Origin of the sequence: Bradyrhizobium betae (assembly GCF_050632175.1) — a bacterium.
Taxonomy (GTDB): Bacteria; Pseudomonadota; Alphaproteobacteria; order Rhizobiales; family Xanthobacteraceae; genus Bradyrhizobium; species Bradyrhizobium betae_B.
In genome coordinates this window covers 3,006,413-3,020,595 of sequence record NZ_CP192576.1, presented here as the reverse complement: position 1 = coordinate 3,020,595, position 14,183 = coordinate 3,006,413, and the positions used below count along the sequence as shown (strand labels likewise).

The window sequence follows — 14,183 nt, the reverse complement described above, 5'->3', positions numbered from 1 at the left end:
GATTCTTCGCCTCTCCCCGCAAGCGGGGCGAGGGAGAAGAAGCACGGGCCATGTTTTCGTCGCGCGGCCGTGCTAACGAGTCCGCCATGCTCGACACCGTCCAACAGCAATCGCAGCCGCAAGCCGGCGCGCCGCCGAATCATCTCGCCGAAGAATTCGTCGAGACGCTGCGGCTGGCCGTGCCGATGATGCTGACACAGCTCGGGCAGATCGCGATGATCACGACCGATCTCGCGATGATCGGCAGGCTCGGTGAGGACGCGGTCGCGGCGGCCGCGCTGGCGCATACGGTCTATTTCGTCAGCTTCACCTTCGGGCTCGGGCTGGTGACCGCGGTATCGCCGCTGGCCGCACAGGCGTTCGGCGCGGGCGACGTCAAACGGCTTCGACACGCCTTGCGCGTCGGCCTGTGGGTCTCGTTCCTGATCTCGTTGCCGATGATAGCGTCGCCGCTCTACGGCGAAAAATCCTGCTTGCGCTCGGCCAGGCGCCGCAGTCCGCCGCGCTCGCCCAGCGCTATCTGAACGGGCTGGCCTGGGGCATCGCGCCGGCGCTCGGCTTCATCGCGCTGCGCAGCATGATGAGCGCGGTGAACCGGCCGCAGGCGCCACTGTGGATCACGGTCGCGGCGATCCCCATCAATGCCGCGCTGGTCTATGCCCTGATCCACGGCCTGTTCGGCCTGCCGGAGCTCGGCCTGTTCGGCGCCGGGCTTGCGACCACGCTGGTCAATCTCGGCACCTTCCTCGCCACACTCGCCATCGCCGCATGGCGCAAGCCGTTCGCGGACTATCGCCCGCTCGCTGATCTGTGGCGGATCGACTGGCCGCTGATGCGCCGGCTCATCGTCATCGGCGCGCCGATCTCGTTCTCCCTGCTGCTGGAATATGGCCTGTTCTCGTCGGCCGCGCTGTTGATGGGCTTGATCTCGACCGCTGCGATCGCCGCGCATCAGATCGCGCTCCAGGTCACCGCCGTGCTGTTCATGGTCCCGCTCGGCATCGGCATGGCCGCGACGGTGCGGGTCGGCCACGCGTTCGGCCGCAACGACCCGGCCGCGGTGAAGCGCGCCGGCCTTGTCGCGGCTCTGCTCGGGATCGCGCTGGTCTCCGCGCTGACGATCGCCATCATCCTCGGCCGCTACCGGCTGGGCCGGCTGTTCTTCGGCTCTGGCGAGGCCAGCGCGGCAACGGTCGAGCTGACGGCGACACTGCTGGTGGTCGGTGCGACCTTCTTCATCGCCGATGGCCTCCAGACCATCGTGGGCGGCGCGCTGCGCGGCATCAATGACACCAGGATGACATTGGTGTTCGCGGCGATCGGCTATTGGTGCATCGCCTTTCCGGTCGGCTGGGTACTGGCATTCAACGCCCATGTCGGCGCGGTCGGCGTCTGGATCGGATTCTCGGTCGGGACGTTCGTCTATGCCGGCCTTCTGATCTTGCGCTTTCGGATGCTGACGCGCAGATTGGCAGCATGACCGGAACAGTCCGCGAAGTCACGCCTGAGGTCGATGCCGGTGCCGTGCTGGCAGGCGCGCAGTTCATCGACGCGTTTCGCGTCGAGATCGGCGCAGCGGCCGTGAATGCCCGCGAGGCCTGCACACGGATGGTGCTGCACGGTCCGCGCTGGATCGATGCGCTGCTGCGCCTGCGCAATATCCTGGTGAGCCCGTTCGGATTGAAGACATCGGGCGAAGGCGCGCCGGCCCCGGGCGGCCTGATCGGGCTGTTTCCGGTGCTGAGCGAGACGCCGGAGCGGCTGGTCGCCGGTTTCGACGATTCCCATCTCGACTTCCGCATCGTGGTCGATATTTCAGGCGATGCGGCAAGCCGTGAGGTGACGTCGACCACGCTGGTGCGGACGAACAATCTGCTCGGGCGCATTTATCTCACCCTCATCATGCCCTTCCACAAGCTCGTGGTGCGCAGCATGATGGGACGCATCGTGGAGCCGGCCTGATGGCGCTGTCCGTCGATCTGTTCTATTCCTTCCGCAGTCCCTACAGCTACCTGGCGCTCCCGAAAACGCTCAAGCTCGTCGAGGAGTACGATCTCACGGTGAATTTGCGGCCGGTTTATCCGATCGCGGTGCGTGTGCCTGGCTTCTTCAAGAAGGCCAGTCCGCAATTCGCACGCTACATCGTGCTGGATAGCCGCCGGGTTGCCGAGCACGCCGGCATTCCCTTCCGGTTTCCGCGCCCTGATCCGATCGTGCAGGACATGACGACGCTCGATGTCGCGGCCGAGCAACCCTACATCCACCGCCTGACCCGGCTCGGCGCGATGGCGCAGCTCGACGGCCGCTCGCTCGCATTCACCGCCGCGATCGCGCCCGTGCTGTGGGATGGGTCGGTGGCAGGATGGAACGAGGGCGATCATCTCGCGCGCGCCGCCGAGAAGGCCGGCTTTGATCTCGCCGCGATGGACGCCGCGATCGGCGCGGACGCCGATCGCTACGAGCAGGTGATCGCGGAGAACGAAAAGGACCACGCGGCATCAGGCCATTGGGGCGTGCCGACTTTCGTATTCGAGAACGAGCCGTTCTTCGGCCAGGACCGCATCGATCTCCTGGTCTGGCGCATGATGGCTAAGGGCCTGACCAAGCGGTAGCTCAATCAGCTTTGCGCACCGGACCATCCGCCGCCGCCTCCGACCATTCGCCGACGACGCGGTCGAGATCGCAGAGATTCTGGTGCATCTGCTCCAGCGAGAAACCGATCGCGAAGAAGCGTTCGGCGGTGTCGCCGGGCTGACCGCGGATCAGTCCGTCCTGACGCACGGCGGCGACCGCCTCGGCATAATGCTGGAGTGCGACGTGAACGGGATGAATCGGCGGCGCGCCGGCGCCCTCGCGTAGCGCCACAGCGGCCGAACGCAGGAAGCGCGCGATCACGGTCGAGACCTCCGTCAAGGGAGCTGCGAGCCGCATCTGCACATCCACCGGCAGCGGCACCACGGTGGCACGGCCGATCATCACGACATCGTGGCGCAGGCGCAGGACGGTGCGCAGCATCGGACCGGTATCCGGCCCGCCCGACAGGCGCGCCGCGCGCTCGCGCTCGGCCTCGGCGCCGATCGCGTTGAGTCCGACCATCGCCGTGCCGATGCCGTCCTGGATCCGGTGCAGCGCGTCGTTGTCGCGGCCGCGCGTGAGGCCGGCGAGCAGTTCGGTGAACGCGTCGGCGATCAGTTCGAGCAGCTTTGCCGCAGCGGCGCGGATCTGCCGCACCGCGCGCGAAGGCAGCACCAGAAACGAGACCAACAAGCCCGTGATGGCGCCGACCCCGACCTCGCTGACCCGGTCGATCGCCGAGGTCAAGGGATCGGAGTGGTGCATGGTCGGAACCAGCAGTACGATCACCGCCGTCACCGTGGCCGCGCTGAGGCTCGGATTGATCGCTGCGATGAAGGCCAGCGGGGCGACCGAGAGCACCAGCAGGCCGAGCAGGCCAGCCTCGCTCGAATAAGGGATCAGGATCGCGATGGCGCCGCCATAGATGGCGCCACCGATGGTGCCGAGCATGTAGTCGCGCGTCGCCTTCAGCGAGCGGCCGACGCTCATCTGGGTCACGATCAGCGAGGTCAGGACCGCCCAGAGCGGCAACAGCAGATGCAGCGCGGTGGCGATGGCATAGGCCGCAGTCGCCGCCACGGTGACCCGGATCGCCAGTCCCAATTGCGTCCGCCGTGACCGGATCCGGTCGAACAGCTTTCCCGCGAGTCCCATGGTCAAACGTTCCGATCTTCCCGGGCCAGGCAAAAGCATGGCTGATGCCCGCGGCCCCAAGGCCGCTTGAAAGGCTAAATCAGCCCGCCTAACTTGCGCGCCAAAACGAGGAAACACGATGGCCAACGAAACCGCAACGCTCGCCGCCTACGTCTTCAATCTGAAATTTGACGATATTCCAGCGGAGGTGCTGGATCGCGCCAAGGTGCTGACGCTCGATTTCCTCGGCAGCGCCATCCGGGCGCGCAGCGAGGCGGAATCGACCCCGTCGATCCTGAAGATGCTGGAGGCGCTCGCGCTCGACACCAAGGGCGAATCCACCGTGTTCGGCGACAGCAAGACCTGGACCCCGGCGGTTGCAGCGCTGCTCAACGGCGCGCTCGGCCATTCGCTCGATTTCGACGACACCCACGCCGATTCCTCGCTGCATCCGAGCGCGCCGGTGGTCCCGGCCGCCTTCGCCGTCGGCGAGATGGTCGGCGCTTCCGGCCGCGACGTGCTGACCGCGATCGTGGCGGGCTATGAAGTCTGCTGCCGGCTCGGCAACGCGCTCGATCCGACCTCGCATTATGCGCGCGGCTTCCACCCGACCGCCACCGCCGGCACCTATGGCGCGGCCGCGGCGGCCGGCAAACTGTTCGGCCTCTCCGAGCAGCAGATCATCGCCGCCTTCGGCGTCTCCGGCAGCCAGGCCGCGGGCTCGCTGCAATTCCTGGTCAATGGCGCCTGGAACAAGCGCTACCAGGTCGGCGCCGCCGCGATGAACGGCGTGATCGCCGCGACGCTGGCGCGCAACGATTTCGTCGGCTCGGCCGAATCGGTCGAAGGCAAGCACGGCCTGCTCGCCGGCTACACCGACGATCCGCATCCCGACAAGGCGGTCGCCGGGCTCGGCAACACCTATGAGACGATGAAGATCGGCGTGAAGCCGTATCCGAGCTGCCGCTACACCCACGCCGCGATCGACGCGCTGATCGCGATGCGCCGCGAGCACAATCTGACACCCGACCAGGTCAAGCGCGTCGAGATCGGCCTGCACCGCAACGGCATCACGCTGACCGGCGACGCCGCGACCAAGCGCCATCCCACCTCGATCGTCGGCGGCCAGTTCTCGATGTTCTTCACCGGTGCGCTCGCGCTCGACCAGGGCTCGTTCGGCTGGGACGACTACAACCGGCTCGGCGATGCCGCGATCGACGCGCTCGCCGACAAGTTCGACGTGGTGCAGGACGACCGGCTCGAGGTCGGCCGCACCCATCCGTTCGGCGCACGCGTCAGCATCACCACCGACGACGGCGTGCATGAGCGGCTCTACGCCGATCCCTCCGGCGAGCCCACCTCCTTCCCCGACGCACAGGCGATGCAGCAGAAGTTTCTGACACTGGCGCGCCCGGTGCTGAACGCGCGGGCGGAAAAGTTTGCCGATGCGATCATGACGCTGGAGCGGTTCGATCGCGTGGCGAAGGCGACCGAGCTGGGAAGGTAGTCGTACTGCCGGATGCTCTGCTGACCCTCCCCTGGAGGGTCAGAAAGACCTCAATCCACGCGCGCCTTCTCACGCGTTGCCGCAATCACATCGCGCACGAGATCGAACACGCCATCCGCTTCCGGCGGTCCGTTCGGCGAGCGGCCCAGGCGCACGATCACCAGTTTCTCCGACGGGATCACGATCGTGTACTGCCCGATGGTGCCCTTCGCGAAGAAGGCATCGCGCGGCCAGCCGTGCTCCACGCGGAAATTCGCGCCAAAGCTGTCGCCCTGGTTGGTCCAGAAGCCGGCGCCGATGCCGACCCAGGCGTTCGGCGTCGCGGTTGCCGAGTCATTCACCCAGCCTTCGGGGAGAATGCGCCTGCCGCCGGCGACGCCGTCGTTGAGATAGAGCTGGCCGAATCGCGCCCAGTCGCGCGCGGACGCCAGCATCTCGCTGGAGCCTTCGATGGTGCCGGCGCCGTCGAGTTGGAGCGTGACATGGCGCATGCCGAGCGGGGCGAACAATTCGCGGCGTGCGAAGCGCAGCGCATCCGCAGGATGGCCGCCGGCGGCGTTGCGGATCAGATGCGCGAGCAGGATGGTGTTGCCGTCGTGGTAGTTCCAGACGGAGCCCGGCGCGGTCGCAAGCGGCATGCTCGCGGCATAGGCGGCCATGTCGCCTTCGACGAATTTCATGCGATTGACCGGCTCGAAGGCGGAGCCGAGCGAGGCCTGCAACGAGCTGCCGAGCGCGAGCCCGGCAGTATGGCGCAGCAATTGATCGACGGTGATGGCGTGGCGCGGATCATCCGGATTGGCCCAGGCCGCGACCGGCGCGGGCCCGTCGAGTTTCAACTTGCCCTGGCGCACGAGAATGCCTGTCAGTGCCGAGATTACGGATTTCGTCATGGAGAAGCCGAGCAGCGGCGTCTCCGGTCCGATCCCGTCGGCATAGCGCTCGGCGATGATGCGGCCGGCCTTCATGACCACGATCGCGCGGGTGCGGCGATAGGGCGGCTGCGCGGGTTCGGTGAAAGCGCGGTCGAGGGCCGCTGACAGCCCCTCGCTTTGCGGGGACACGATGGACGGGCCGGCAATCTCAGGCAGCAGCACCGGCTGCTTGTCATCCGGCGGCAGCACGACGTCGGCGATGTCAGCGCCATGATCGAGCGTGCAGCCGAGCCCCTCACGATAGACGGCGTGGCTGCGGCCGATGCCGAACAGCGTCACCGTGACGTCCTTGCGGACGCGATCGACGTGATAGTCCATCGCCCAGGTGAGCAGGCCGGCGCCCGGCATCGCATCGGTGGTCTCGGCGAGGTTGCGGCTGGGATCGAGGCCGGAGACGAAGGTCTCCGAGCAGAGCACGTCGGCTATGAAACCGGTGGCGACCTTGGGCACGTCGCGCGCCCGCGCCGCGCCGACCACGAGGCCGGCACACGCGATGGTGGTGGTGAGGAGGAGGATCTTGCGGCGACGGGTCACTGGCTTTCTCCGGCTTCGGGACGTGTGCCGGGAGAAGGCCGGAGGTGGGAAAGGCATGCTCGCCGGATTTGAAAACCGACCTCGTTGAAATTGACCGGATCTGGTCGATTCCGAAATTCTTATGTAGTTTCAATGGTCTAAAATCTAGACCGCTTCGGCCTTGAGCCGCCGGTACTCCGTCGGCGTCACGCCCGTCACCGCCTTGAAGGCGCGATTGAACGGGCCGAGGGACTGGAATCCGGCGTCCATGGCAATGGTGATGACGGGGACCTCGACCTGGGCGGGATCGGCGAGCGCGGCCTTGGCTTCCTCGATCCGGTGGTTGTTCAGGAACACATTGAAGTTGCGATAGCCGAGCCGCTGGTTGATCAGCCGGCGCAGCCGGTATTCCGGAATTTTCAGCCGGCCGGCGAGGACGCCGATGGTGATGTTCTCCTGGCGATAGATCCGCTCGTCCGCCATCAGGCGCAGCAAGGCCTCGATGAGCTTCCGGTCGGCAACGTCCTCGACCCCAGCGGGCTGCTGACTCGGCGCAACCGCCGGCGCCGCCCCCGCAGCGGCCGGAAACAGATCCGCGCCGTCGACGCGCATCATGGCAAAGGCTATGGCCGCAACGATGCAGGCGAGCACGCCGGCATTGATGGTGTTGGCGAGATCGCCGACGTCGCTGCCGGCGACCACAATCTGCAGCAGTGCGTTCAGTCCGCCATAGAGCGCGGCGATGCAGACGATGAAGACACGAACCCGGCGGCGTCGTTCGACCAGGTCGACCGGCCATGACGCGATCGTCTGCACGATTGCAAGGGCGATGAAGCCGAGCACGATCAGATTGACGACAGTGACCGAGAACCGCACATGGCCGCCCGGCGCGATCCAGACGCATCCGGCAAAACTGAAGGCGGTCACCAGTGCCCAGATCAAGCCATGCCACCGGCGCAGGCTAAACTCGTCGTCGAACAGCGCGCGGGTGAACAGCCAGAACACCACGATGTTGCCGGTCGACAGCGCGATCAGCGGCGCATGCCAGGCCGGGACCAGCGAGGATACGCCGACCGAATAGCTTGCGGCATGCGCAGCCGAGCCCAGCGCGAAAGCCGCGCCGAGCCGGGCCGCCAGCACGTTGCGAAAGCCTTGAAACAGTGACGCAGCCAATACCAGCAGCAACGCCACGGACGCGGCGCGAAAAGCGAGTTCTGTTGCGGCGGGGGTCATCGGGTGATGCGATCGGTCGCGGTTGACATCAGGCAAACATCCTTCGTCAGGCCGCGCTTTTCAAGATGGACCACATCGGAGAAACCATCGCCCGCCCCTGTTTCCGGATTAGGTATCGCCGGTATTGCGCGATGACGGCAAATAGACCGTCGCGGCGATGCGGAGGCGTCGCGACTGGGTCGTCAAATCCTGTTAACATCGCCGCAACAAAGAAGGAGTCCACCATGAGCTGGCAGCCCTCCAACGATCCCGTGCTCGGCGATCCCATGTCCTGCGATGCGCTCGATCTCGTCATCGTGCCGCGCACGCGCGACCTCGGCGACGGATTCGCGGTGCGGCGCGCGCTGCCGCATGGCAAGCGGCAGATGGTCGGGCCCTTCATCTTCTTCGATCATTTCGGACCGGTGCAGTTCGTCTCCGGCAAGGGCATGGACGTGCGGCCGCATCCGCATATCGGGCTGGCCACCGTCACCTATCTGTTCGACGGCGCGATCATGCATCGCGACAGCGAGGGCAACATCCAGGAGATCCAGCCCGGCGCGATGAACCTGATGACCGCCGGGCGCGGCATCGCGCATTCCGAGCGCACGCCGGATGTGCAGCGCGCCTCCGGGCAGAAGATGCTGGGCCTGCAAAGCTGGATCGCGCTGCCGGCCGGATCCGAAGAGATCGCGCCGTCTTTCCAGCATTACGGGGCCGCTGACCTGCCGATGATCTCCGAACGCGACTTCACCGCGAAGGTGATCGCGGGCTCGGCCTTTGGCATCACATCGCCGGTGTCCATGGTCTCGCCCTGGTTTTATACCGAGGTCACGGCGGTCGCGGGCGCGACAATACCGCTCGATCCTGACCACGAGGAGCGCGCGATCTACGTGGTCGAAGGCGAGGTCGAGATCGCGAACGAGCGGTACGAAGGGCCGCGGCTGCTGATCTTCCGTCCCGGCGACCGCATCACCGTGAAGGCCGTGAGGCCCACGCGGATGATGTTTCTCGGCGGCGATGCGCTGGAGGGCCCGCGCCACATCTGGTGGAATTTCGTCTCCTCCAGCAAGGAGCGGATCGAGCAGGCCAAGCAGGACTGGAAAACCGGCCGCTTCGCGGCAGTTCCGCAGGAACATGAGTTCATTCCGCTGCCGGAATAGGCTAATCCCGGTTCCGGCGGTGCCATCAGGCGCGGCCGGATATCCTGCCTGCGAAAGCTTTGCCGATGACCACCATGCTCTCCAGCGACCTGCCCCTGACCAAGATCGGCCGCGGCAAGGTGCGCGACATCTACGCCGTCGACGACGACCGCCTGCTGCTCGTCACCACCGACCGCATCAGCGCCTTCGACGTCGTGATGGGCGAGACCATCCCGATGAAGGGCGCGGTGCTGACCCAGATCAGCGCGTTCTGGTTCAACGAGCTCGAAGGCGTGGTGCCGCACCACATGATCAGCGCCGATGCCGACGAGATCATCGCGGCCGTGCCGGCCTTGAAGCCGCACCGTGCCGAAATCCTCGGCCGGGCCATGCTCTGCCGCCGCACCACCGTGTTCCCGATCGAGTGCGTGATCCGCGGCTATCTCTCGGGCTCCGCGTGGAAGGAATATGCCGCCAGCGGCACGCTCGCCGGCGAGAAGCTGAAGGCAGGTCTGGTCGAGAGCGAGAAGCTGGAACCGTCGATCTTCAGCCCGGCCACCAAGGCCGAGACCGGCCACGACGAAAACATCACTATCGCAAAGATGCGTGAGGTCGTCGGCGACGAGACGGCCTACACACTCGAGAGCATGACGCGCGCGATCTACACGCTCGGCGAGGAACTCGCCCGCGAGCAGGGCATCATCATCGCCGACACCAAGTTCGAGTTCGGCCGCGACAAGGACGGCCGCATCATCCTGATCGACGAAGTCATGACGCCGGATTCGTCACGCTTCTGGGCCGTCGATGCCTACAAGCCCGGCCAGCCGCAGGCGAGCTTCGACAAGCAGCCGCTGCGCGATTATCTCGACGTCGAACGCCGCGCCGGCCGCTGGAACGGCGACGCCCCCCGCCGCCGCTGCCGACTAGCGTGGTGGAAGCGACCAGCAAGAGATACCTGGAAGCGTACCGGCGCGTGACCGGGACAGAGCTGAAGATTTAGGCGCGGTTATTCGATCTCGCTCGGTCATTGCGAGCACGTGATGGGCTATTCGCCACACCACGCTGTCATCGCCCGGCTCGACCGGGCGATCCAGTACTTCGAGACGCCTATGATTCGGGGAGAAGCCGCGGCGTACTGGATTCCCCGCTTTCGCGGGGAATGACAGCTGGGGGTGTGGAGACTTCGGCTCTCATCTCAACCATATGGTTGAGCGTTTACACCTTATAAATGCGGGTATTCACCGCGGAACTGTCGGATATTTCATAGGTTCGAGAATCCTGTTGCGCTAAGTCCGTAGTCGTCTACGTCTCAGACTGCATTTTCAGGAGCGAGCGCAACGGCGTGGCCGATCCAGCAATCACTCTCAGTCCGGCTCCGAGAGCCAATCCGAGCCTCAAGCGTGCGCTGAATGACATATTGGGAGGAAGCGCGGCCAGCGTCCTGACGGTTACTTTCGGGCTATCCTATTCGCTGCTCATCTTCGCCGGACCGCTGTCGCCCTATCTGTCCTACGGGATCACCGCGACTTTCGTTAGTTCCGCCGTGCTTGCGATCGTCATCGGGCTTGGCAGCTCACTTCCCTTTGCTATTGCCGCCCCCGACAGCTCGACTGCCGCGGTGACGGGAATTCTGGCGGCCTCGGTGGTCGAGCGTATCGAGACGGCGAACCTGCACACGTCGTTGCTCCCGCCGATCCTGATCACGCTCGGCCTGTCGACGGTGCTGACAGGATTGGTGCTGTGCGGGCTGGGCCTGACGCGGCTCGGCCGCGCCATCCGCTACGTGCCCTATCCCGTGGTAGGCGGCTTCCTCGGCGCCACCGGACTTCTCATCGCCCTCGGTGCGATCCGGGTGATCACCAACCATCCGCTGCAATGGACGACGCTGTCGCAGTTCGGTGATCGCACCATTTTGCTGGAGCTCGGGGCTGCCTGCACGATGGCGCTGGTGCTGTATCTCACCTGGCATCGCTCGCGCAGCCCGTTCGGACTGCCGATCATCCTGGTCAGCGGCGTGCTCACGGCGCATCTGGCATTCTGGATCACCGGTGTGTCGTTCGATGACGCACGCGCCCTGGGCTGGACGTTTCAGCCTCCGCCCCAAGCGGCCTTCATGCTGCCCTGGCACACCGGCGATCTCGCCCGATATCCCTGGTTTGCCATACCGGACCTGCTCGGAAACGTCGTCGCCGTCATTTTCGTCACGGCCGCCAGTACGCTGTTCAACACCACTGGCATCGAGGTCGCCACGCATCGCGAGGCCAACCTGGAGAGCGAACTGAACGTCACCGGGGCCGCCAACATCCTGACCGGCCTGCTGGGCGGCTACCCCGGCTGCAGCTCGACCAGCCGCTCGATCCTCAACTACAGCAGCGGCGGGCGCGGACGCCTGTCCGGCCTCACGGTTGCGGCGCTCTCGCTGCTGATGCTCGCGGTCGCACCCGAGTTGCTCGGGTTCATCCCGAAATTCGTGCTTGGCGGCCTGTTGCTCTATCTCGGCGCCGATCAGCTCCACAAATGGATCATCGAATCGCGCAGGCGACTCTCACACATCGAATACCTCTCGCTGATCGCCATCATCGTGATCATCGTCGCCTGGGGTTTTGTGCCGGGCATCCTGATCGGCGTGATCATCGGCTGCGCGACATTTGCGTTCAGCGCCGCGCGCGTGGAGTCGATCAAATACAGTTTCGACGGCTCGGAATACCGCTCCTCGCTGGACCGCTCGCGCGACGACCAGGACGTGCTGCTCGCGCATGGCGGCAAGATTCGAGGCCTGAATTTGCAGAGCTATCTGTTCTTCGGGTCCGCCAATCGGCTTTACCAGCACGTCAAGCGGCTGCTGCAGGAGCACCCGGAGTGCCGCTATCTGCTGTTCGATTTCAAGCTCGTCACCGGCGTCGACTCGTCAGCGGCTTACAGCTTTGCGCAGATCAAACGCAGCGCGCATGACCTCGGTGTCGAGCTGATCCTGGTGCATCTGTCTTCCGCGGCCGAGAAGGTGCTGCGCTCAAGCGACTTCGTCGGCGAGGGCGTCACCATCGTTCCCGAGCTCGATCATGCGCTGGAGTGGTGCGAGAACGAGTTGATCGCGCAGCATCAGGAGCTGGCCCAGGAAGAAGCGAGCCTGCGCGACTGGTTCAAGGGGATTCTCAAGAGCGAGGACGACGCCGATAGACTGATCCACCGCTGCCAGCGCCTCGAGGTCGAAGCCGGCGACATCATCGTGCAGGCCGGCGACCCCGCCGATTCCATGCATTTCATTCTTGAGGGACGCGTCGGCATCATGGTCCCCGCCGACGACGACCGCACCACGCGCGTACGCAGCCTCGGTCGCTACACCACGATCGGCGAGATGGGCCTGGTGTCGAATACGCCGCGCAGCGCGACGATCCAGGCCGAAGTCGACAGCGTGCTCTACGTCCTCAACACGCACCAGTTCGATGCGATCAGGACCGAGGACCCCGCGCTCAGCCACAAGCTGCTGACCTACTTCGTGTCGGTCATGGCCGAGCGGCTGACGTTTGCGAACCGGACGATCGCGGTGTTGCGGCGGTGATGACTCCGTCATTGCGAGGAACTCTTGCGACGAAGCAATCCAGACTGTCTCTGTGGAAGGATTCTGGATTGCTTCGCTTCGCTCGCAATGACGTGGAAGGGAGTGGCGCGGCCTACACCCCCGCCATCATCACGTATTTGATCTCGACATATTCTTCCATGCCGTGATGCGAGCCTTCACGGCCGAGGCCGCTTTCCTTGACGCCGCCGAAGGGCGCGACTTCCGTGGTGATCAGGCCGGTGTTGACGCCGACCATGCCCGACTCCAGCGCTTCGGCGACGCGCCAGACGCGGCCGAGATCGCGGGAGTAGAAGTAGGAGGCCAGACCAAATGGCGAGGCATTGCACATCGCGACGACATCGGCCTCGTCCTTGAAGCGGATGACGGGAGCGAGCGGGCCGAAGGTTTCCTCCTGCGCCACCAGCGAGTCCGGCTTGACGTCGGCGAGCACGGTCGGCTCGAAGAACGAGCGGCCGAGTTCGCTGCGCTTGCCGCCGATGACGACCTTGGCACCGCGCTTGACGGCATCGGCGATGTGGCGCTCGACCTTGTCGACCGCTTTCGCATTGATCAGCGGACCCTGGGTGACGCCAGCCTCGGTGCCGTCGCCGATCTTCATCGCCGCAACCTTGGCCGAGAGCTTCTTCACGAACTCGTCGTAGATCTTGTCCTGGGCGTAGAGACGGTTGGCGCAGACGCAGGTCTGGCCCATGTTGCGGTACTTCGAGACGATGGCCCCTTCGACCGCCGCATCGATGTCGGCGTCGTCGAACACCACGAACGGCGCATTGCCGCCGAGCTCGAGGCCGAGCCGCTTCACACCGACGGAGGCTTGCTGGTAGAGGATCTTGCCGACGGCGGTTGAGCCGGTGAAGCCGACGAAGCGCACCGCCGGATGCTCGCACAGCACCTTGCCGATCGGCGGCGCATCGCCGGTGACGATGTTCAGAACGCCCTTGGGGATGCCGGCCTTCTCGGCCAGCACGGCCAGCGCCAGCGCCGACAGCGGCGTCTCGTTGGCGGGCTTGAGCACGACGGTGCAGCCCGCGGCCAGCGCCGGCGAGACCTTCCGCGTGATCATCGAGTTCGGGAAATTCCACGGCGTGATCGCGCCGCAGACGCCGATCGGCTGCTTGATCGCGAGCAGGCGCGCATCCGGCCGCTGGGTCGGGATGGTCTCGCCATAGACGCGGCGGGCTTCCTCGGCAAAGAACTCGATATAGGCGGCGCCGATGTCGACCTCGCCAAGAGCTTCCGAGAGCGGCTTGCCCTGCTCGGAGGTGAGGATCAGCGCGAGATCCTCGCGATTGGCGATGATCAGCTCGAACCATTTGCGCAGGATGTTGGAACGCTGCTTGGCGGTGTGCTTGGCCCAGGCCGGGAAGGCGCGCTGCGCGGCTTCAACCGCTTTGGTCGTCTCGTCCGCACCGAGCTGCGGGACCTTGGCGAGCTCGACGCCGGTCGCGGGATTGTTGACGGCAAAGACCGGCGTGCCGACCCAGGCACCGTCGATATAGCAGGCCTCCTTTAGCAGCGAAGGATCCTTCAGCCGGTCGCGCAGGGTGGCGGTGGCTTGCGGGGCGCGTGCGGCGGCGGTCGGTGTCATG

The 14,183-nt window shown here is 65.6% G+C and carries 9 protein-coding genes and 2 pseudogenes; 7 read left to right on the top strand and 4 right to left on the bottom strand.

The window, feature by feature from the left end:
* Positions 1–86 precede the first annotated feature (86 nt).
* The 3 genes and pseudogenes from ACQ86E_RS14600 (at position 87) to ACQ86E_RS14590 (ending at position 2,612) form a co-directional block, all read left to right on the top strand.
* Positions 87–1,480: pseudogene (locus ACQ86E_RS14600) on the top strand (MATE family efflux transporter).
* On the top strand, positions 1,477–1,962 hold the full coding sequence (locus ACQ86E_RS14595) for a DUF2867 domain-containing protein (RefSeq protein WP_431205956.1): 486 nt from the start codon (positions 1,477–1,479) through the stop codon (positions 1,960–1,962). Before ACQ86E_RS14600 ends, ACQ86E_RS14595 begins: the two are co-directional and overlap by 4 nt.
* Complete coding sequence (locus ACQ86E_RS14590) at positions 1,962–2,612, top strand: 2-hydroxychromene-2-carboxylate isomerase (RefSeq protein WP_431205955.1); 651 nt, start codon at positions 1,962–1,964, stop codon at positions 2,610–2,612. The genes ACQ86E_RS14595 and ACQ86E_RS14590 overlap by 1 nt, the downstream gene beginning before the upstream one ends.
* Before the next feature lies 1 nt (position 2,613).
* Here ACQ86E_RS14590 and ACQ86E_RS14585 read toward each other — a convergent pair whose 3' ends face one another.
* A complete protein-coding gene (locus tag ACQ86E_RS14585; protein WP_431205954.1) occupies positions 2,614–3,729 on the bottom strand; it encodes an FUSC family protein in 1,116 nt (371 codons plus the stop codon).
* Between the two features lie 118 nt (positions 3,730–3,847).
* Between ACQ86E_RS14585 and ACQ86E_RS14580 the strand changes: the two genes are divergently transcribed.
* Positions 3,848–5,215 carry an MmgE/PrpD family protein gene (locus tag ACQ86E_RS14580; RefSeq protein ID WP_431205953.1) on the top strand — a complete coding sequence of 456 codons (1,368 nt, stop codon included), beginning with the start codon at positions 3,848–3,850 and terminating at the stop codon, positions 5,213–5,215.
* A gap of 50 nt (positions 5,216–5,265) precedes the next feature.
* On the opposite strand, the gene ACQ86E_RS14575 is transcribed toward ACQ86E_RS14580, so the two are convergent.
* Both ACQ86E_RS14575 and ACQ86E_RS14570 read right to left on the bottom strand, forming a co-directional pair.
* On the bottom strand, positions 5,266–6,684 hold the full coding sequence (locus ACQ86E_RS14575) for a serine hydrolase domain-containing protein (RefSeq protein ID WP_431205952.1): 1,419 nt from the start codon (positions 6,682–6,684) through the stop codon (positions 5,266–5,268).
* A gap of 144 nt (positions 6,685–6,828) precedes the next feature.
* Positions 6,829–7,896, bottom strand: coding sequence for a helix-turn-helix domain-containing protein (locus ACQ86E_RS14570; protein WP_431205951.1), 1,068 nt, complete (start codon positions 7,894–7,896; stop codon positions 6,829–6,831).
* 224 nt (positions 7,897–8,120) lie between these two features.
* Here ACQ86E_RS14570 and ACQ86E_RS14565 point away from each other — a divergent pair, with 224 nt between their 5' ends.
* The 3 genes and pseudogenes from ACQ86E_RS14565 to ACQ86E_RS14555 all read left to right on the top strand — a co-directional run bounded on the left by ACQ86E_RS14565 (position 8,121) and on the right by ACQ86E_RS14555 (position 12,576).
* Entirely contained in the window at positions 8,121–9,038 is a 918-nt protein-coding gene (locus ACQ86E_RS14565; RefSeq protein ID WP_431205950.1) for a pirin family protein, read from the top strand.
* A gap of 65 nt (positions 9,039–9,103) precedes the next feature.
* Positions 9,104–10,017 (top strand): annotated as a pseudogene (locus ACQ86E_RS14560) (phosphoribosylaminoimidazolesuccinocarboxamide synthase).
* A 342-nt stretch (positions 10,018–10,359) separates the two neighbouring features.
* Positions 10,360–12,576, top strand: a complete 2,217-nt coding sequence (locus ACQ86E_RS14555) for an SLC26A/SulP transporter family protein (protein ID WP_431205949.1) — start codon at positions 10,360–10,362, stop codon at positions 12,574–12,576.
* A gap of 112 nt (positions 12,577–12,688) precedes the next feature.
* Here ACQ86E_RS14555 and ACQ86E_RS14550 read toward each other — a convergent pair whose 3' ends face one another.
* Complete coding sequence (locus ACQ86E_RS14550) at positions 12,689–14,182, bottom strand: NAD-dependent succinate-semialdehyde dehydrogenase (protein WP_431205948.1); 1,494 nt, start codon at positions 14,180–14,182, stop codon at positions 12,689–12,691.
* Position 14,183: the final 1 nt, after the last annotated feature.